At 58.8% G+C, this 17,984-nt stretch carries 16 protein-coding genes; 7 read left to right on the top strand and 9 right to left on the bottom strand.

Going from position 1 to position 17,984, the window contains the following annotated elements:
* The first annotated feature begins 34 nt into the window (after window positions 1-34).
* Together AC1M7R_RS16135 and AC1M7R_RS16130 are read left to right on the top strand one after the other, a co-directional pair.
* Complete coding sequence (locus tag AC1M7R_RS16135) at window positions 35-1,372, top strand: hypothetical protein (RefSeq protein ID WP_490609751.1); 1,338 nt, start codon at window positions 35-37, stop codon at window positions 1,370-1,372.
* Between the two features lie 201 nt (window positions 1,373-1,573).
* Window positions 1,574-3,616 carry a DUF4238 domain-containing protein gene (locus AC1M7R_RS16130; protein WP_490609750.1) on the top strand — a complete coding sequence of 681 codons (2,043 nt, stop codon included), beginning with the start codon at window positions 1,574-1,576 and terminating at the stop codon, window positions 3,614-3,616.
* Window positions 3,617-3,900: 284 nt separating this feature from the next.
* On the opposite strand, the gene AC1M7R_RS16125 is transcribed toward AC1M7R_RS16130, so the two are convergent.
* From AC1M7R_RS16125 to AC1M7R_RS16100, 6 genes are all read right to left on the bottom strand, one after another.
* On the bottom strand, window positions 3,901-4,572 hold the full coding sequence (locus AC1M7R_RS16125) for a uracil-DNA glycosylase (RefSeq protein ID WP_490609749.1): 672 nt from the start codon (window positions 4,570-4,572) through the stop codon (window positions 3,901-3,903).
* A complete protein-coding gene (locus tag AC1M7R_RS16120) occupies window positions 4,569-5,783 on the bottom strand; it encodes a nucleoside triphosphate pyrophosphohydrolase family protein (RefSeq protein ID WP_490609748.1) in 1,215 nt (404 codons plus the stop codon). Before AC1M7R_RS16120 ends, AC1M7R_RS16125 begins: the two co-directional genes overlap by 4 nt.
* 61 nt (window positions 5,784-5,844) lie before the next feature.
* Complete coding sequence (locus tag AC1M7R_RS16115) at window positions 5,845-6,456, bottom strand: Nmad2 family putative nucleotide modification protein (RefSeq protein WP_490609747.1); 612 nt, start codon at window positions 6,454-6,456, stop codon at window positions 5,845-5,847.
* On the bottom strand, window positions 6,453-6,899 hold the full coding sequence (locus AC1M7R_RS16110; protein WP_490609746.1) for a hypothetical protein: 447 nt from the start codon (window positions 6,897-6,899) through the stop codon (window positions 6,453-6,455). The genes AC1M7R_RS16115 and AC1M7R_RS16110 overlap by 4 nt, the downstream gene beginning before the upstream one ends.
* Window positions 6,900-7,236: 337 nt before the next feature.
* The gene (locus AC1M7R_RS16105) at window positions 7,237-7,602 is read right to left on the bottom strand and encodes a DUF6124 family protein (RefSeq protein ID WP_165887789.1); all 366 of its coding nucleotides are present in this window, start codon (window positions 7,600-7,602) and stop codon (window positions 7,237-7,239) included.
* A 498-nt stretch (window positions 7,603-8,100) separates the two neighbouring features.
* Window positions 8,101-8,667, bottom strand: a complete 567-nt coding sequence (locus AC1M7R_RS16100) for a helix-turn-helix domain-containing protein (protein ID WP_490609745.1) — start codon at window positions 8,665-8,667, stop codon at window positions 8,101-8,103.
* A 150-nt stretch (window positions 8,668-8,817) separates the two neighbouring features.
* On the opposite strand from AC1M7R_RS16100, the gene AC1M7R_RS16095 reads away from it, so the two are divergent.
* The 5 genes from AC1M7R_RS16095 (at window position 8,818) to AC1M7R_RS16075 (ending at window position 12,415) form a co-directional block, all read left to right on the top strand.
* Window positions 8,818-9,600, top strand: a complete 783-nt coding sequence (locus AC1M7R_RS16095) for an aldolase (RefSeq protein ID WP_490609744.1) — start codon at window positions 8,818-8,820, stop codon at window positions 9,598-9,600.
* Between the two features lie 19 nt (window positions 9,601-9,619).
* A complete protein-coding gene (locus tag AC1M7R_RS16090; RefSeq protein ID WP_072388211.1) occupies window positions 9,620-10,507 on the top strand; it encodes a dihydrodipicolinate synthase family protein in 888 nt (295 codons plus the stop codon).
* A 77-nt stretch (window positions 10,508-10,584) separates the two neighbouring features.
* Window positions 10,585-10,845 (top strand): DUF2024 family protein, encoded by a 261-nt coding sequence (locus AC1M7R_RS16085; protein WP_490609743.1) that lies wholly within the window; start codon window positions 10,585-10,587, stop codon window positions 10,843-10,845.
* A 1-nt stretch (window position 10,846) separates the two neighbouring features.
* Window positions 10,847-11,113, top strand: a complete 267-nt coding sequence (locus tag AC1M7R_RS16080; protein WP_072388215.1) for a Rho-binding antiterminator — start codon at window positions 10,847-10,849, stop codon at window positions 11,111-11,113.
* A gap of 216 nt (window positions 11,114-11,329) precedes the next feature.
* Entirely contained in the window at window positions 11,330-12,415 is a 1,086-nt protein-coding gene (locus tag AC1M7R_RS16075) for a sensor domain-containing diguanylate cyclase (RefSeq protein ID WP_072388217.1), read from the top strand.
* Here AC1M7R_RS16075 and AC1M7R_RS16070 read toward each other — a convergent pair.
* From AC1M7R_RS16070 to AC1M7R_RS16060, 3 genes are read right to left on the bottom strand one after another with little or no spacing between them, the layout of a single operon-like run.
* Window positions 12,399-14,768, bottom strand: coding sequence for a TonB-dependent receptor (locus AC1M7R_RS16070; protein WP_072388219.1), 2,370 nt, complete (start codon window positions 14,766-14,768; stop codon window positions 12,399-12,401). The genes AC1M7R_RS16075 and AC1M7R_RS16070 overlap by 17 nt on opposite strands.
* Before the next feature lies 1 nt (window position 14,769).
* Window positions 14,770-17,172, bottom strand: coding sequence for a hybrid sensor histidine kinase/response regulator (locus AC1M7R_RS16065; RefSeq protein WP_083714526.1), 2,403 nt, complete (start codon window positions 17,170-17,172; stop codon window positions 14,770-14,772).
* Window positions 17,172-17,960 carry a response regulator transcription factor gene (locus AC1M7R_RS16060; protein WP_123595499.1) on the bottom strand — a complete coding sequence of 263 codons (789 nt, stop codon included), beginning with the start codon at window positions 17,958-17,960 and terminating at the stop codon, window positions 17,172-17,174. Before AC1M7R_RS16060 ends, AC1M7R_RS16065 begins: the two co-directional genes overlap by 1 nt.
* Window positions 17,961-17,984 lie beyond the last annotated feature (24 nt).

Here is a 17,984-nt window from a genome sequence, read left to right as displayed (position 1 = left end):
CCAAGGACGACTACAGATTGAAGGACTCAAACAGATGTTATTTTCGATAGAGGATTTCTTCTACCCTTACCTAAAATTTCTCCACGGCGCGGCCTACAACCTACACCAGATCCTGGAAGGCCTTGGCGTCGTATCATCGACCTTCACCGGGCGTAACGACGCCGGGCAGATCACCGGAACTTACTGGTCGCCCGATGAAGCCATGGTGATCACGCTGGGCTATCTGATGATGCTGTCACTGTTGCTGATTCCCTTGCTGGCAGCAGCGGCCTTTACCGTGAGCAAGAAGCGAGGCGTGTTCATCTTCTTCGCGCTCCTGTTCCTACCCGGTGTGTTGAACTGCCTGGGCCTTTTCCCAACCATCAATTACCTGCCCATCCGCTACACCATCAATGGCGTTGGAAAGCTGGGCAGCGAAGTCGGGCTGATTCCCCTGTTGATGCTTTGCACCCTCACCGGATGGGCTGTCATGGTCCTTATTTATGACAACCTCAACCTCACCGAACGCTTCCGACAGCTATACGATCACTTCTGGTTTCCGCTGGCATTGGTCGCAGCGGTGTTCTTTGTGGCGGACAACGGCGCCAATGAAGACGCCGCATTGCTGAAGGAGGCGACAGCGAGCATCCAGGACGCCAGCGTGTTCCTGTTGGGCCAGATCAGGCGCTACGATGATTACTGTAAGGCCAATGGCTTGGGTAGCCTGAAGTCGTGCCAGTGGAGCAGCGATTCACAGTGGACCTTTACTCACATCAAAGAAGGTGAAGCCAGCTACTTCATAGGTTACGCACCGGACGACTCCAAAGGGTTCTACGCCGCGACTAGAAGAACCCTAAGCGACGAGGATGTGATCGCCATCCGCAAAGAGATCAACGACTACAACCAACGGTTGTGCCCCGTGAAGCACTTTTCCAATGGCATGTCGCGCTCATCGCCGCTTTCCAGCACCTGTGAGTACGTCCCCCGTGGCTATTGCTCGGTCAACCCTGATGCTCCGCCGGGACTTGTAGACAAAAACATCAGCAGCCACACCGTAGCCTTAGCCAGCGAATGCATCATTCCCTGGCTCGCCGGTGCCAAGCCTTCCTTGAAGCAGCTGTCGGCACTAGTCAGCCAACATGACAAAGCCAAGAATCAGCGTTGGCTGTATTTCCTTGCTGTCGCCGTAGCGGTCGGAGCAAAAGTGGCGTTGGCGACTACCAAGCTATGTTTGATTGATGCGCGACCTGCGGCGGATAGGCGTCGCGTTCTTAGGGCTGCACGGCATCGCTTGGGCCAGTGCCTCCGTGCACTGAAGCGCCTGCTGGTTGGTTCTGGCCGCTTAGCATGGTGCGCTGCGACCCGCGTATCCAAGCTGCTTAAACGAGGGTAGCACGGGAAGACTAATACTTTACCGCTAGGCATATTGAGCGCCGGGCGTTTACGCCAGGCTAATTTAGATAACGAAGGAGACGGACCAGCCCAGCCTGTCTAGCTCTGAAATAGGTATACACCCCCCTGATGCCCGGCGCTACGCTAAGAAATCGAAATAGAGGAACGACCTTAACTTCAACAGAATCATCATAGGCGCGACATGGCAGGAAAACGACAACATTATATTCCCAGGTTTCTTCAGCGAGGGTTTCTCGCTGAGCGTAGCGGCGATGCAGAGCGGACGTGGCTGCATCGGCGAGGTACCGCAGCGCGACTGGTAGGTATCAAGGACGTTGGGGTCGGAGAATTCTTCTACTCGAAGCTTGGGGCTGCAGACGAAGAAGTGCTCGACGACCTGATCACAGCTCTTGAATCTGATATCCATACCAGTCTCCGAGAGCTCCAACATACCCCCCGAGGGGCCAGCGTGGACCCACGAATTTCAGCTCGCATCACGACGCATCTTACGTTAAGAACAGCGCATGTACGCTCCACTTTTCTGCAAGGTGCTGAACAGCTCTTAGAACAGATGTTCGCACTAGTCGCTGACTCGGATGAACTGCGCCAAATGATGGGGGTAGACAGTTCGGGCATGAGCTTGTCCCTCGCAGCAATCGATGAAGAACTGAATACTTCTCTCCTCGGAGAATTACTGCCGCGCCCTTTCGCTAGGAGGGCAATGGCCTTTTTGCTTCGTGAGTCATTCAACGGGTTCCACTCATCTCATATGCCCATGGTCTCCGAAGTTCTCACCAAGCTCGTCAAGTCGCTTCCTACCATTATTCGGGACAGTCATAACAATGCAATGAAAGTAACCCAAGCGAACCAGTGGGAAACCGAACTTGCGCAGTTATCATGGAGAACCTGTAGCGTTGTGGATGCGATCCTTCCGGACTGTATCGCGTTGGCACAGAGCGGCTCTGACTCACTAACCGCTCTCACTTGGAGAGAGCGCCAAAGACCTGATGTAATTATTTTACCGATTGCTCACGATTTGTTGCTCGTGGGGTCAAGAGGAGAAATAAAAGATATTGAAATAGAAAAAATCAACGCCGCAAGTGCTTCCTGTAGCGACAGTTTTTTTATTGCCCGCAGTTCCTGCGACTCGACCGACCTTGCAAGCTTGATCGGTCAGCGCTGCTCCCTCTCAATCAAGAAAGTTATTGCAGAGGCTATAACAGAGATCAGGCAGTGCGATTCCTCACAGCCAAGCAAAAGGCCTGATATTGCCCCTATCGCTTTATCCGATCACACCGATAGTTTCAGCTTCTCTCTAGCGTGCCAAGGGTTTGCCGATGGCGAAACTGCGTCCAAGCTTGGTGATGTTATGCGGGCTGTTGCCCAAGAAATGAGCCGTGACTTGCCACTTTCACAGCTAGATGGTGTTACGTTCGCGGCAAACTATGAGGCGGCTCTGGAGACTCTGGACAGGGGTGATGCAACGCTTCCCCCTGCCAAAACCCGTCCGCGAACTTATGGTCAAGCCATAGCCAAATGCGTTCATGTAATCCGCGGCGGGAAGCGCAAAGAGCATCTTGTGCTCAATGCAAGTATTGCCGTTGCACTGCTCAATGCTGAGGGTGGAAACACAGCATGGGCGTTACACGTCATTGTTGGAATGCTCGCCGACGTCGCGCATAGCGCGAAGTATGAGCAGCGTCTTCCTACGATGTCGGAGATCCCTTTTGATAGTATGTCAAGGCGGCTGCACGTAGCATCATCTGCCTGCCCCGGCAGGTATTTCGCGGCGCGAACCAGCGCTTTTGCCGATATCAATGCCGGTGAACGATTTGCCACTTTATGTTCGGATAGTCTGTTCTCAGCACAACAAGAGATCCGATGTGCGAAGCAGGCCTACCTCATTGATCAAGCAATGGATCAACTGCTAGACACAGCCCTTCTACATATCTCTTCCGTACTTGATCATGCAGCCGAATGGTTGGGACACAGGGATGGACTTCCAACGCAGGAGTCGTTCCCCGGCTCCTCCCTTCCGGAGAGTTTGAAAGATCAGGGCCTTCGTGATTGGCTTGAGCTTTTCGGGCTCGACTTACGACGACTTTATGACGCAGACGACCAGTTCACAATCGAGAACATCCTTGCGCTTTCAAGACATGTCGAGCGGCTTCTATGGATGACGGGCATGTTTCCGTGGCCGACTGAAGATGGAGGCCTATACATGTCTTTGGGCCCCATCACGTGATAGGTCCCGGGGTGCGAAGGTCTGATTTTCGCTGGAAAGCGGTCCACGAGGGGGCCCCGACTTATGTTACGGCCGATTGCGGCTCTTCCGCGAAGGCTTGCAATGGGCCGGAGAGCTGTCTTGCTTGACCGGTGGTTGCCAATCGAATAAGACAGATTTATTTCAGCCTGATAATAAATCTGCCCGCCTTTCTTCGTCAGCCTTCTTTCAGATGCCCTGAGATATTGAAGCTGTCGGTAGCACTCGTGCCGCAAAAAAGAGATGCTTATCGTCACAGATCAACCTTAGAACAATGAACGCTGACGCTTTGGGTTGAGCACCTCTACTGGAATGTCGTATAGAGCGCTCATCCCGTTGCGAAAATCCTTGATTCCACCATAGCTAGGGTGACGGATCGCAACTACCTCGATGCCGAACCGGCTGGCGTAGCTGAAGGCGTCCTGCCCAATCGCAACCACCCGACGAACCTTCAGCCATTTGATCAGCGTCTCGTTCAGCATGTCGACCTGCCGAAGCTCGCGGGCCGTAAACTTTCGGTTGGTGAAAGGATTTCCAGGCTCATGTGGATGAAATGGAAACACGTTCCATAGCAGGGGCGGCAGATCAACAGCGCGCAACACTGACCAGATTTCAGACGCAGTGCGCTCCGCCAGTGCCGGGCCAATGGTGGCCTGTTTGAAGTTCGAGCCTGGGTACCTCTGAGTCATTTCGGAGAGATGATACTCATCAGTAAGCGCGAGGCCCGTTCGACGGCCACCGCGGTAACCTAGATCACGCCCCATCCAAATCGTATCTACGCCGATCTCTGCAGCTGCTTTGAGATAACCACGTAGATTGCGACGGCGCGCCGATACAGCATCCGAGCGGTCGTGGACGGGGCATGTGTCAGCGTATGGGTTGAACACGTTGTCCAGTTTTAACTCAGACAATGCATTCACGAAGGCTGTGGGGTTCATTGCGACTCATTTTTCACAGGGGGTTCAAATTGCATGGAGTGCGCACGCACGTTGACAATTACGGTACCGCCGCGATGCGTCTGCAATTCTCGGAAGATCTGAAAGCCAGTCAGTATGGCTTTTTCCCATTGCCATAACTTGCATTTTTCAACCTCGTAGCCCTCGACCATGCTCTTGATCTGTTTTAGGACCCCGTAATCAAGGGCCCCTGGTTTGGCTCCGACGTAGAAGTTATGGCCTTTGGCGTGGTTGAAGATCCAGGTTGCAATGCCTTCTTCAATGATCATCGCCCGAGCGCCGTCCTCGTTCTCATCCTTCTTCGCATCGGATTTGCGTTTGCGTTTGAGCAACGATCGGAGCACCGGGGACCATCCTAGAAAGGCAACGTATGCTAAGTGGAACACGTCGTGAAAGCGGTAGTCATCAGGTTCGTTGCTGTTATCCGTCAGACGGTCGCCGATGAAAACGCCTCTTAGGCTCTGGACCACATATCCGTTTGCCGAGGTTCCGCGCTCAATGAACTCCACGGCTAGGTCGGACGGAAATTGCTCGTGCTCCGGAGCATCACTGTCAAAGGCTAGTGGGTAGACAGTGTCATCTTCCGGCCACCTACTGTGGATTTTTTCCAAGTTCGCCCGAGCTATATCTTCCAGCTTCAGATTGAAGCTTGCACATACAATTGAAAGCTCCGCGAGGTGCATGCCAAGATTTTCGCCTCGACTGTGCGGAGGCATGGAGATGTAATTATGATAATTCATCTCAGCCATTGAGCCAGCGTGGTTTGCTAGCTTTCCAAGCTGCACCGATCGATCGATCGACTCGGGACTTCGGCGAATCTCCATTAAGCTGTCGATGTGACGGAATGTCACAGGGGTAACTGGGTCCTGCTCTTTCTCTCCGTAGCGAGAACGCAAAATGGCGATGCAGTACTCCCCAATTTGGTTGGGTTCGATGTCAACTAAACTCGCGATATTTATCAGATACCAAAGAGCATCTCCCAGTTCTTCAGCTGCCAGCTCAGTAACCGTCGTCGCCAAATTGTCGCGACGCACTTTTTTGACTGCCGATAACAAGCCGCCGACTTCACCGAAATAGCCGAATTTGAGCTGCTGGAAACCCTCAGCGTCCCGATCGAATTGGTTGGTCTCTGCGGCCTTTAGCCTGTACTCAAGGATAGGTAGCGCTGCGAGCTGCGGAATAGGTTTGGTCATGGAAAGTCCCTTCGTCCATTTTGTTCCTTTGTGTAGGTGACGCTTCCAGCAGGAGCCAATTTTAGGGCCAAGAAGCCGGTCGACTCCGATAGCCACGTAGAGGAAGTGATTCGAACCAGCTAACCACTTCAGCCCTAAAATTTTCCGAAAACTTACTCCGACAGCCACGGGGCGGCGGGTAAAGATCTTCTCCCCCGAAGTTACGTAGCTGATTAGGTATCGCTACCGCATCGCTTCCCCAATAGACGAAATCGTTTCCGATAAGAACATTGTTCGAACTGGTATCTCTCCCGAGGTTAGCTTGATTGATCCGACCGTCGGCATGACTGTGATGGGAGTCTTCTTGCACCCAGGCATCGTTCACACGGTGATAAATATTGTCTCCGTACGCCATGCTCTCGCTGGTGTAGAGGTCCGGCCGTTTTACCCTGAATCTCTCGTCTTCCCAATATTGCTGGAACGAGAGTTTCTCCGAAACTCTCATTGCAAAAATGAGTCTTTCAGGACGTTTAAGGCCAACGCTTCCACAACCGACGATAATATCGCCCACCTGAGCCGCTTTCCTGATTTGCGGTTTGCATGTTCCTAGTGTGCAAATGCCGTGAAAGGGATTCGGGGCGAAACCATAATCTCGTACGAGTCTGTAGGAGAACACCCTCGGTACTCGATTCATTGGCACTCGATCCGCTTGATCTTACGTTTTGGACTTGAACTGCCATCCGCACGCTCCCAGACCTGTTTGCCCTTAATTACGTCTCTCAGATGTGGACTATTTACGATGAGTACAGAACTGGCGAGGTCATCGAAAATCTGCGGTAGAGATTCAACGTTCTGCGCAACTGCGACAATCCTTTTCCCCGATGTCCCGGCGTGCCCTGCCGCACCGGTCAGACACTCATTTACATCTTCAGGAATCAGGAATATGCAGATGACCGCATTATCAATGCAGCTCTTGATTTCTTCTGGTACAGCGCCTGATTGCGAGGCTTCTACGATCTCGCGATCGGCCTCGGCCGTGCAAACGTCAAAGCCTTCTTCAGCAAGCTGCTCGGAGACTGACTTCATCTCTGCGTCCATACCGGTCGCGAAAATGACGCATGCTTTTTCATTGCCCATGGTTCAATTCCTTTTAACTGCCTGCTATTAACAAAGCAACAAAGGCAACGGATTTATTCAAAAGACCCGCTGCGAATCCATTCCTGAAAGAATCGTTATCCTGAATGTCATTTGCCGTCGCGCCGAATATGCTCGAATCATGTATAGCAGCAAAACGCCACTGCTGCCCTGCGAACATTTGTCACACCTCAGCTAGCAGGAAAAAAGCTCGCATGGATGAAGAATGCGGACCTTTGAGGCCTCAGGCTTGCTGAAGCACTCAGCCTCCCTCGGACACAAAAAAAGGCCTTGCTGGGCAAGACCTTTTTTAACCCGAGCGGCACGTAGCTCTGCAGCCCTACCTCACCTCAACAATATCCAAAGCCCGATTCGCCAGCAGCTCACTCACCTCAATCACCTGCAAAATCCCCAACGCAACCCGCCGCCTTGACCCATCCAGATCAAACGCCAAATCGCTGATCATGGCATTCGCCGAAGCCAGGTTCTCACTGAGATTCGCAAGCAAACACTCAGAATCAACTCCCGGATCAATCCGAAAAATAGAGTCGGACTTGTCAGACGTTTCGCCCTTAGGCTTGGGCTTCAGGTAGTAATCCAACGCACGGGTGGCCGCGTCGTCGAGCTTCTTGTTGCGAGCAGACTGGGCACGGGATGTGGGTTCGTCTGAATCTGTAACTGGAGGGTTCGGTGTAATTTTGACCATGGTCTTAACTCTCTGGTTGAGGCCACGACCCGTTCGCTGCTAAACGAATTGGGAGGCAGCTGTACGCAGGTTAGCAGACCGACGAGTTAAGAAATCGGCGCGTCCGAGGACGCCCTGCGCACAGCCACCATCAAGTGCAGGAATGGGGATTCCTGTCTGATGACGCGTTGTGCGACTTAACTCGGCGAGCTGCTAAACCCGATCACTGATCATCAGTGACAGGTCCAAAACTACCGACGCAACCCTAGGCGCACAAGCCGGCGGATTCTGGCGTAGTTGTAGGCAAAGGCGCAAGGCGCTGTGGCTTGGCGGGCCTTCGTCGCTGGTGTCTGTCGGTCTTTACTGACAGACGCCGCTCGACTGGTCCGGGCAGGTGCTCGATGCCGTTCAATGAGGCTGTCGGAAGATTTGTGGCGAGGCGTCCATAGGAAGGGGGCTGCTGCGCAGCCCAGCGGGAGCAAGCTCCCTCGCCACGTTGGTTACCTGCGATTGGAGCTGTTAGGCGCTCTCTTCCTTCTCCGACGACTCATCGCTGTGCACCACCACCAGCAACTGCGCCTGAACATCCCCCACCGAACGCAACCGATGGGGTTTCTGCGCATTGAAATGCAACGCATCACCACGGTTCAGCAGCACACGCTCGTTCATGAAGTCCACTTCCACCTGCCCCTCATGCACGAACAGAAACTCCTCCCCGGTGTGTTCCTTGAACGCGTGATGCGCTGTGAACTCACTCGCCGGGTAAAGGATGAAGGGCAGCAGGCTGCGCTCGGACACTTGATGGGCCAATACCGCGTATTCGGAGCTGCCGCTGCTCGCCGCGAGGGATTGGCGGTCTTCGCTGCGCACCAGGCTGTAGCTGTCGAGGGAGACGTTTTCTTCGGAGAACAGCTCCTCGACTTTCACGCTCAGGGCCTTGGCGAGCTTGAGTGCTGTGGCGATGGAGGGCGTGCTCAAGCCCCGTTCCACCTTGGACAGGTAGCTCTTGGTCATCCCGGTTTTTTCGGCCAGGACGTCCAGTGTCATGCCGAGTTTTTTCCTGAGCAATTTCAAACGAATGGACATAGGTAACCAACATTTCCAGAGAAACGGACAATCTGCGATTGCAAATGACACTTTGTGTCATATAGTCTATTTAGTGTCATTAGCACCTCCACTTCACAGCTTCCATGACGCGGATCAAGAACGGTCAAAGAACGAATCAGGAGAACGGATATGAGCAAGACACTGGCGACGCCCAAGGACCAGTTGGTCCAGCATGCTGTTAACCAGATGCAGAAAACACTGCCGGATAATACGTGGACTGTACGACAAAAGCTGGCCCTGACCTGTCGCATCCTGTTCGAGAACGGCCACGACTCAGGGCTGGCGGGGCAGATTACCGCGCGCGGGCCGCAACCGGGCACCTATTACACCCAGCAACTGGGCCTGGGCTTCGATGAAATCACCGCTGGCAACCTGTTGCTGGTCAATGAAGACCTCGACGTGCTGGAGGGCCATGGCATGCCCAACCCGGCCAACCGCTTTCACACCTGGGTCTACCGCGCCCGGCCGGATGTGAATTGCATTATTCACACTCACCCGACCCACATCGCCGCGCTGTCGATGCTGGAGGTGCCGCTGCAGATTTCCCACATGGACCTCTGCCCGTTGTACGAAGACTGCGCCTTCCTGGAGGGCTGGCCGGGTGTGCCCGTGGGCAACGAGGAAGGCGAGTTGATCGCCGGTGCCTTGGGTGACAAGCGCGCCATTCTGCTTTCCCACCACGGCCAGTTATCCACCGGTGCCACCGTGGAAGAAGCCTGCAACATCGCCCAACTGATCGAACGCGCCGCGAAGCTGCAATTGCTGGCCATGGCCGCCGGCGAGGTGAAACCGATCCTGCCTCACCTGGGCCGCGAAGCCCACGACTGGATCGCCCGCCCCAAGCGCCACGCGGCCGCCTTCAACTACTACGCCCGGCAGACCCTGCGTCAACACGCCGATTGCTTGAACTGAACCCACCAGGAGCGAAGCCATGTCTACCCCCAACATCCACGGCATCATCGGCTACACCATCACGCCCTTCTCCACCGACGGCCAGGGCTTGGACCTGGACGCCTTGGGCCGGTCCATCGACCGTCTGATCGACAGCGGCGTGCATGCCATCGCGCCCCTGGGCAGCACCGGTGAAGGTGCCTACCTGAGCGACGCCGAGTGGGACCAGGTAAGCGAGTTCAGCATCGCCCGCGTCGCCGGCCGGGTGCCCACCGTGGTCAGCGTGTCTGACTTGACCACCGCCAAGGCGGTGCGCCGCGCACGCTTTGCCCAGGCGAAGGGCGCCGATGTGGTGATGGTGTTGCCGGCCGCTTACTGGAAACTGAGCGAGGCGGAAATCCTGGCGCACTACCAGGCCATCGGCGCCAGCATCGACCTGCCCATCATGCTCTATAACAATCCTGCCACCAGCGGCATCGACATGTCGGTGGAGCTCATCCTGCGGATTTTCAACGCGGTGGATAACGTCACCATGGTCAAGGAAAGCACCGGCGACATTCAGCGCATGCACAAGCTGCAGTTGCTGGGCGAAGGCCAGGTGCCGTTCTACAACGGTTGCAACCCCTTGGCGCTGGAAGCCTTCGCGGCCGGCGCCAAAGGCTGGTGCACCGCCGCGCCGAACCTGATCCCGCAGCTCAATCTCGACCTGTACGACGCTGTTTTGGCCAACGACCTGAGCCGGGCCCGGGCGTTGTTCTATCGTCAATTGCCGCTGCTGGACTTCATCCTCAAGGGCGGTTTGCCCGCCACCATCAAGGCCGGTTTGCGAACTCTTGGCCTGGAGGTCGGCGATCCGCGTCTGCCGGTTTTTCCATTGGATGAGGCGCGTAACCAGCAACTGCAGGCGATGTTGAAACAACTGCTCTGATTCGCTCTGACTTCGCGACGGACAGGTGGCGCCCCAACCTGTCCGCTCGCTCCATTGGCTGTCACCGGGAGAACACCATGACCCTCAAAGTCTATGACACCCACGTACGCACCCAAGGCGGGCGCTACCTGCATTTCGATGTGCTGATAGACCGTAACGACCAGGCATTCGCCCAAGCCTGCGCGCGACGTTTCCTCGCCGAACAGGGTATCGAAGACCAGGACATCATCTTGAACGACTGCCGCTTCTGCCATGTCGAGCCGGGCAACCCCGCAGTAGACGAGGCCATCGCCCGGCAAGGTTTCTTCATCCTCAAGCTGCAAGGTTGCGAGGCCTGACATGAGCACCTATCGACCGCTGGACTGCGACCTGCATGACTACCTGGAAATTGCCTGCCTGTACGGCTACACGCTGGAGATCGAACTGACTGACGGCCAACGCCTGACAGCGCGTGCGATCACCACGCGTACCGCCCCCACGCGAGAGGAATTTCTCGAGGTGGAAACTGCCGATGGGCACCAGGAGATTCGCCTCGATCGGTTGCTGGCGATTACGCCGCAGGATCGCAGCGCTCGGTTTGGTCGGGTTGTGCTGGCGAGTGGGTGACGGGGCCACTCGCTGTACAGATGATGCAGGGAGCGGGCCTGGCGATGGTCAGCCGGCTCCGCCCTTCGATCAACACGCTCCCTTCCCGCAAAAAAATTTTCGACCCGTCCCTTCCCGCAAAGCTGTCATCCGCTCCAGCAAAGTCCTGCGCGTATTGCCGCCTCGATAATGCCTTCTTCACTCTCTGGCGTTACAACCAAGCACCGTGTACCTCCCATGAACCTACGCACCTTCGTTCGTCGCTACTGCCTCGACTCCAGGCTCGTCACGAATGCCCTGATCCGCCTGCACAAGGCACTGTCTGCCCTGGTGAGTTCTCTGGCGCAGCAGGGTTTCGATTCCCAGAGATGGCCAGCGACCCGTGATGAAGACGCGCCGGACCGGCGCATTGGCTCCATCTGCCCGGAGCTGGCCGCGACGGTGTTCAGCCACGGGCGGGAGGGGGTCGCCCTTGTCGATCCGTACGGTCGGGTCATCGACGTGAACGAGGCTTTCACGCGCCTGACCGGCTACGGGCAAGACGAGGTCAGGGGCCGGGAGTTGAACGCTCATCGCATGGTGCGTCGGCTCGCGGCGTTTTATGCGCCGATGAAGAATGCGCTGGATTTCCATGGGCATTGGTCGGGTGAAATCCAAAGCAGCCATAAGGACGGTCGGGAGATGACGTCGCGCATCAGCATCAGTGCCGTGCATGACCGTCACGGGAATGTTCAGCACTATGTGGCGCTGCTCAGCGATATGACGCAGGTGAAGCAACGCCTTCAGTTACTGGAGCGCGATGCCCGTTATGACGCGCTCACGCAGTTGCCCAATCGGTTGCTGTTGGCCGAGCGGATGCGTCAGGCGTTGGGCAAGGCGCGGATTCACCAGCACCAGGTGGCCATCGCGTTCATTGATCTGGATGGGTTCAAGGCGCTCAACGACAGTTATGGGCATGACTGGGGTGATCGGGTATTGCAGATTGTCGCGGCGCGGATCAATGCGACGCTGCGGGAGGGCGATACGTTGGCGCGGCTCGGTGGCGATGAATTCGTGGCGGGGCTGGTGGGTTTGCAAGAGGTGGAGGACAGCGAGCCTTTGCTCAAGCGGATGCTGGCGGCGGCCAATGCGCCCATCTTGATCGGTGCGCAAACAGTGGAGATTGCCGCGAGTATCGGCGTGGCGTTCTTTCCTGAGCATGGGCAGGAAGTCGATGCGTTGATCAGCAAGGCGGACCAGGCCATGTACCTGTCGAAAAAAGCCGGGGGCAATCGCCTGGCGTTTTGTCCGACCCGCTTCATTTCGGTCAATAGCGAAGCCTGACGGTGGTGCCCAGGGTTCGTTCGCTGCCGGTCATGGCGCCGTAGTCACCCGCGCCCAGCAGCGAGTACACGGCAGTGATGTAGTGGCGGTCGAACAGGTTGCGTGCCCAGCCTTCCACTTCCCAGGCACGGTCCTGGCTGCGCAGGCCCAGGCGCAGGTTGGTGAGGCCGTAGCTGGGCTGATAACTGCCTTCGCCCCCTTCGAGGGTGCCGTAGTAGCCGGTGCGAAAGCTGTAGTCGACGCCGCTGTAGACCTCCAGCCCGTACGGCAACGGATGGCGATGGTCCAGGCCGCTGCTGAGGTTCCATTCCGGCGCGTTGTAGAGGCGATCGCCGCTGAGGTCGCAAGTCCATTGGCCCGAGGCCGGCGGGCACGGGGCGTTGGGAAAACTGCGGTAGCGCGCATCGCTCCAGGCCAGGCCAAGGCGCCCGGTGAGCCAGGGAGCCAGTTGCCAGGCCGAATCCAGCTCGACACCACGCAGGCGGACCTTGCCGACGTTGATCAGATTGTCCCTCAACGGTGGCGCGAGCACGGAGGTCGGCGGGCTGTAGGTGAGCGCCTGGTAGTTGTCGACATCGGTCTGGTAGACCGCCAGGTCGAGCATCGCCCGCTCATCCCACAAGCGTGTCTTGATGCCCAGTTCCAGGGACGTGGCGCGCTCCGGTTCGAAGGTGGGCTCGGCGAACGGGCCGACCACGTCGAAGTTGATGCCGCCGGCCTTGTAGCCGCGAGACCAGCTGACATAGCCCATCACCGCATCGCTGAAGCGATAGCTGGCGCTGAGCAGGCCGGAGAGGTTGTCCTCTTCGATCGAGTCCTCACGGTAGTAACTGCCCCCCAGGGCGATGTCGCGCAGCAACTGGCCGCCGGCCTGGAACGTCGGCGGCAAACCGTCCAGCGAAGCGAGGTTGCTGACGTCGCGGGACACCCAACCGTCCTTGCGCTCCTGGCTGTAGCGCAGGCCGCCGGTGAGCTCGAGAGGGTCGACGGGGCGCCAGGAAACCTGGCCGAAAATTGCCCGGCTGTCGCCCTTCTGCTCGCCGTCGTAATGCTGCCGGGCACCTTCCAGCAACTGCGCCGGCACCTGGCTCGGATCGGTGAAGGTGATGCCATAGAGTTTCTGCAACAGCGCCAGTTGGTCGCCCACGAACCAGGGTGCGGCATCCTTGCCGAACGCCACGTCGATCTCGCGATCGAGCTGCTGGCGCAAGTAATAGAGCCCAGCGACATAGTCGACGGACGAGCCGGCCGTGCCGGACAGTCGCCATTCCTGGCTGAACTGCCGATGCCCCAGCTGCGCCTCGGACTGCGCCACCGCCAACGCGGTGCTGTCGCCGTCCCGCGTGGCGCGGTAGTCCCAGTCACGATAAGCCGTGATGCTGGTCAAGCGCATCGCCTCGTCCAGGTCCCAGTTCAGCTCAAGGGAAACACCGTCCTGCAGGGTTTGCGGACGCCCCGGCGCGTCAATGCGCACCTCGCGCCGGTAAGGGTCGGGCTCCGCCAGCGGATAGCCGAGGAACCGGGCGCGCTTGCGGGTCTGTGGGCTGTAGTGATTGACCAGCAGCACGTTGCCGGCCTCGTTCTGCTCGGCATAGTCGGCGATCAGACGCGCGCTGAAGGCCTCGGTGGGCGTCCATAGCAATTGCCCGCGCAGGCCTTGGCTGTCGGCGTCGCCGAGGCGGGCGCCGTCTTCCAGGTTTTCCACCTGCCCATCCACCGAGCGTTCGAAGACGTTGAGCCGCCCGGCCAACACCTCGTCGCGCAGCGCTCCGGAAATCGTCCCGCGGTATTCGCCCAGGCCATGCTCGCCGTGGCTGGCTTCCAGGCTGGCCTCGGATTGGAACGTCGGTGGGCGGGTGACGATGTTCAGCGCCCCCGCCGTGGTGTTCTTGCCGAACAAAGTACCTTGGGGCCCACGCAGCACTTCGATGCGCTCGATGTCCATCAGCTCGGTGAAGGCCATGCCCTGGCGCGCCAGGTAGACGCCATCGACGTAGGTGCCGACGCTGCCCTCCAGACCGTCGTTATAGGCGGTCGCGCCAAACCCGCGCAGGCCGAAGCCGGCATAACGCGCATCGTGCCCGGACACCACCAGCCCGGGCACCCGTTGCTGGATGTCCTGGAGGGTGTGCAGGCCGGCTTCGTCCAGTTGCTCGCCATAGAGGACATTGATGGGGATCGGCACGTCCTGCGGGTTTTCCTCTCGGCGCCGAGCAGTCACCGTGGTTTCGTCGAGCACCAGTGAGCTGGGCGACGCGGGGGTGGATGGCTGCGCTGGCCCGGCGTTGACCGATGCCCAGGGCAATGCCGCCAAGCTGCCGAGCAAGAGCAGCCTGCAACGCGGACCCGGCATGCTATCGCTCCCAGGCCATGGCGCGAGGCACCGTGTCCAAGCCCGCCAGTGTCTTGACCCACGCCAGCAACTCGCGGCTGTCGGCCGGCTTGAGCAGGACCGCATCGAAGACCAGATCCGGCGGATAGCCCTGCGGCCTGCGCGCAGGCACCGCCGAGTAGAGCATCACTGGCAGACCGCGCCAATGCTCACGTACCCGCTGCAGCAGTTCCCAGCCATCCATGCCAGGCATCATCTGGTCGCTGATCAACAGATCGACCGGCTGCTGCGCCAGGCAGGCCAAGGCGTCCTCGCCGTTGGCCGCGATGCTCACGTCGAAACCGTAGCCGGCCAGCAGGTCATACAGCCATTCGCTGTTCTGCTCGATATCGTCCACCAGCAGGACCTGCTTGCCCTGGCCATCCAGCGGCGCGGCATTGTTATCGACGATGCCGTTTTCAAGCTCGTCTTCCTGGGCGCATTTCAACTGCAAACGAAAGCTGAAGCGGCTGCCGCCCTGCCCCGTGGCCTGGGGTTGCAAACGGCTGCCCATGCGCTCCAGCAGTTGGGTGACGATGGACAGGCCCAGCCCGCTGCCTTCGAAGCGTTGCGCATTGCGGCCGCGGCGAAACGGTTGCAGCAGCTGTTCGAATTCCTGTGGATCGATGCCGATACCGCTGTCGATCACGCTGAACGTCAGCTCGACAGTCTCCGGGCCGGCTCCTGGACAAGCATTCACTTCAAAGCGGATCTGGCCATCACGGGTGAATTTCGCCGCGTTCGCCAGCAGGTTCATGAGGATCTGCCGGAGGCGTTTGAAATCGGCCTCCACCAGCGCCGGCAGGTCATCCGCCAGGACGGCTTCAAAGGTATTGCCCTGCCGCGCGGCGAGGAAGGCCGCCTCATCGGCGACCTCCCTGAGGAACCCGTACAGATAGCCGGGCGCGAGGGTCAGTTGCATCTGCTCCAGCTCGCCGCGGGAGAACTCGAGCATCTCGTCGATCAGCTCCAGTTGCTGGCGGGCATTGCGCTCGATGCTGGCCGGGTATTCCCGGTTGGGCCCGCCGTGCAACAGCCGTGCGTAGTCGATGATGCGCACCAGCGGCGAACGCAGGTCGTGGCTGATGCGGGCCATCAACGCACTGCGGGCCGCCAGGGATTCGCGCAACTGGGCGGTGCGTAGCGCCACGGTGCTTTCCAGGCGCTCATGCTCGGCCTGGCGCTGTTGTTCGAGGCTCGACAGCGCATGCTTCTCCCGGTGACGGCTGCGGCTGACTTCCATGATCAGCGTGCACACCAGCAACGCCACGCCCGGCAGAGTCGAGGACAGGCTGTTCTTGCTTTGCGGCGATTGCCAGGGCAACTGTTCCTGGGGGAAGAAATACCGCATCAGCAATTGCGAAAACAGCAGTGCCGGAACCAGCCACGCCATCCAGCTGTAGCTGAGCCGCCTGCGCCAGGCCATGAACAACGTGGCCAGGAGCACGCCGTAGAAACTCAACAGGGAGGCCTGGATCATCTGCGCCCCCTGGATCGGATCGACCTTCAGCCACCAGACCCGGCCAAGGGCACATCCCAGCAGCGGTACCCAATAACTCCAGCCAATGAAGGCGGGCAGCCGGGCCACCTGCAGCAGCACGCGCATGTAGGCGAGGAACAGCACGAAGGAGATCACGCTGGCGCAGGTCAGCAGTTCCCGCGTCCAGCCCAGCGCCGAGGGCCAGTAGACGAGGTAGCCGTTCAAGATACAGGTCAGCAGGATATAGCTCAGGACCGCGCCCGCATTCACGCTCAGCAACCGGGAACGCAGGATCCAGCCGACGATAAGGCCGAACGGGACCACCAGCAGGACGATGCCCAGGGTGAGGCCGTCGCTCAGGTACGTCTGCTGCTGACTGCGCAGCAATGCCGGTTCGGACCATAGCTGCGGCTCCAGCAGCATCTGGAAGTGGCTGGTGACCCGGATCAACAACGTGGTGCCCTGCCCTGCCGCCAGCGACACCGCAAACGCCGGCTGACGCGCCGCTGGTTGGGGCCATTCGGCCAACGGATGGGCACTGCCGGCATGGGCTTCGCGCCAGCGCCCCTCTGAAGGCTGGTAGACACGGATGTCTTCCAGGCGCGGCGCTCCGATCACCAACAGGCGCGAACAGGCCGTATCGTTCGGATTGGTCAGTTGCACTTTGAGCCAGAACGCCGAGCGGCTATAGCCTTGCGCCGGCCAATCCGGAGTCGCGATGCTGAATCGCGTTTCGGGCAACCGGGCAACTTCATCCACGCTCAACCTGGCCTGCTCGTCCTCGAAAACCTGCATCGAGGGCATCAGGTCCAGGCGTTCAACCTGGCAGAAGCCCATGGGTGCCGCACGCAAACGGTCGGCGCACAACAACGCCAGCGCCAGCAGCACAAACCGTAGAAGCCGCATCAGGTGCGCCCGGCCGACTCTGTATCAGCGATGCCCAGGGTCTGCTGGCGAAACTGGCTGGGGGTCATGCCGATTCGCTGGCGGAAGGCCGTGGTGAAGTTGCAGGCATTGCGAAACCCCACCAGTTCGGCGACGTCTTGCACACTCATGGCGCTTTCGCCGAGCAACTCCTGGCCGCGACGCAGCCGCGCATCGCGAATATAGGCGAACACAGTCAGGCCCAGATGCTCGCGAAAAATCCGTGAAAGGCGTTTCTCATGGGTGCCGACCTTGTGCGCCAGTTGCACCAGGGAAGGGATGTCGTCGAGGTGATTTTCGATCAGCCGCATCGCCGCGCGCAGGACGATCTCGTCACCCTCGGGCTCCGGCTCCGCCGGGCTGTGCCGGTTGGTCGGCGGTGCGCGCCAGGTCAATTGCAGGTGGATCCTGATACGCGCCAGCACTTCCTCGGGGGCGCAGGATTTGGGAATGTAATCGACCCCGCCGACGGTCAGCCCCTCCAGGCGCTCGACGGTGCTGTTGGCCGAAGACAGGAAAAGAATGGGGGTCTGGCGGGTCGCCGGTGCCTCGCGCAACAGCCTGCACAGGCTGAAACCATCCATCTGCGGCATGTGCACGTCCAGCACGATCAGGTCCGGACGCAACGCCAAGGCTCGCTGGTAGCCCTGGTGGGCGTCGCTGGCCAGGGATATGCGCCAGGGTTGCGCCTTGAGCAGGACGAGGGTTGCCCGGAGGTCCTCGGGCTCATCGTCGATAAGCAGGATATGCTGCAGCGGCCCGGATGACACAGCCGCATCCCCAGCCGCCCGCCT

The organism is Pseudomonas sp. MS01C9 (genome assembly GCF_058202755.1).
The sequence above is the reverse complement of the archived record's forward strand: the minus strand, read 5'-3'. Positions and strand labels throughout refer to the sequence as shown.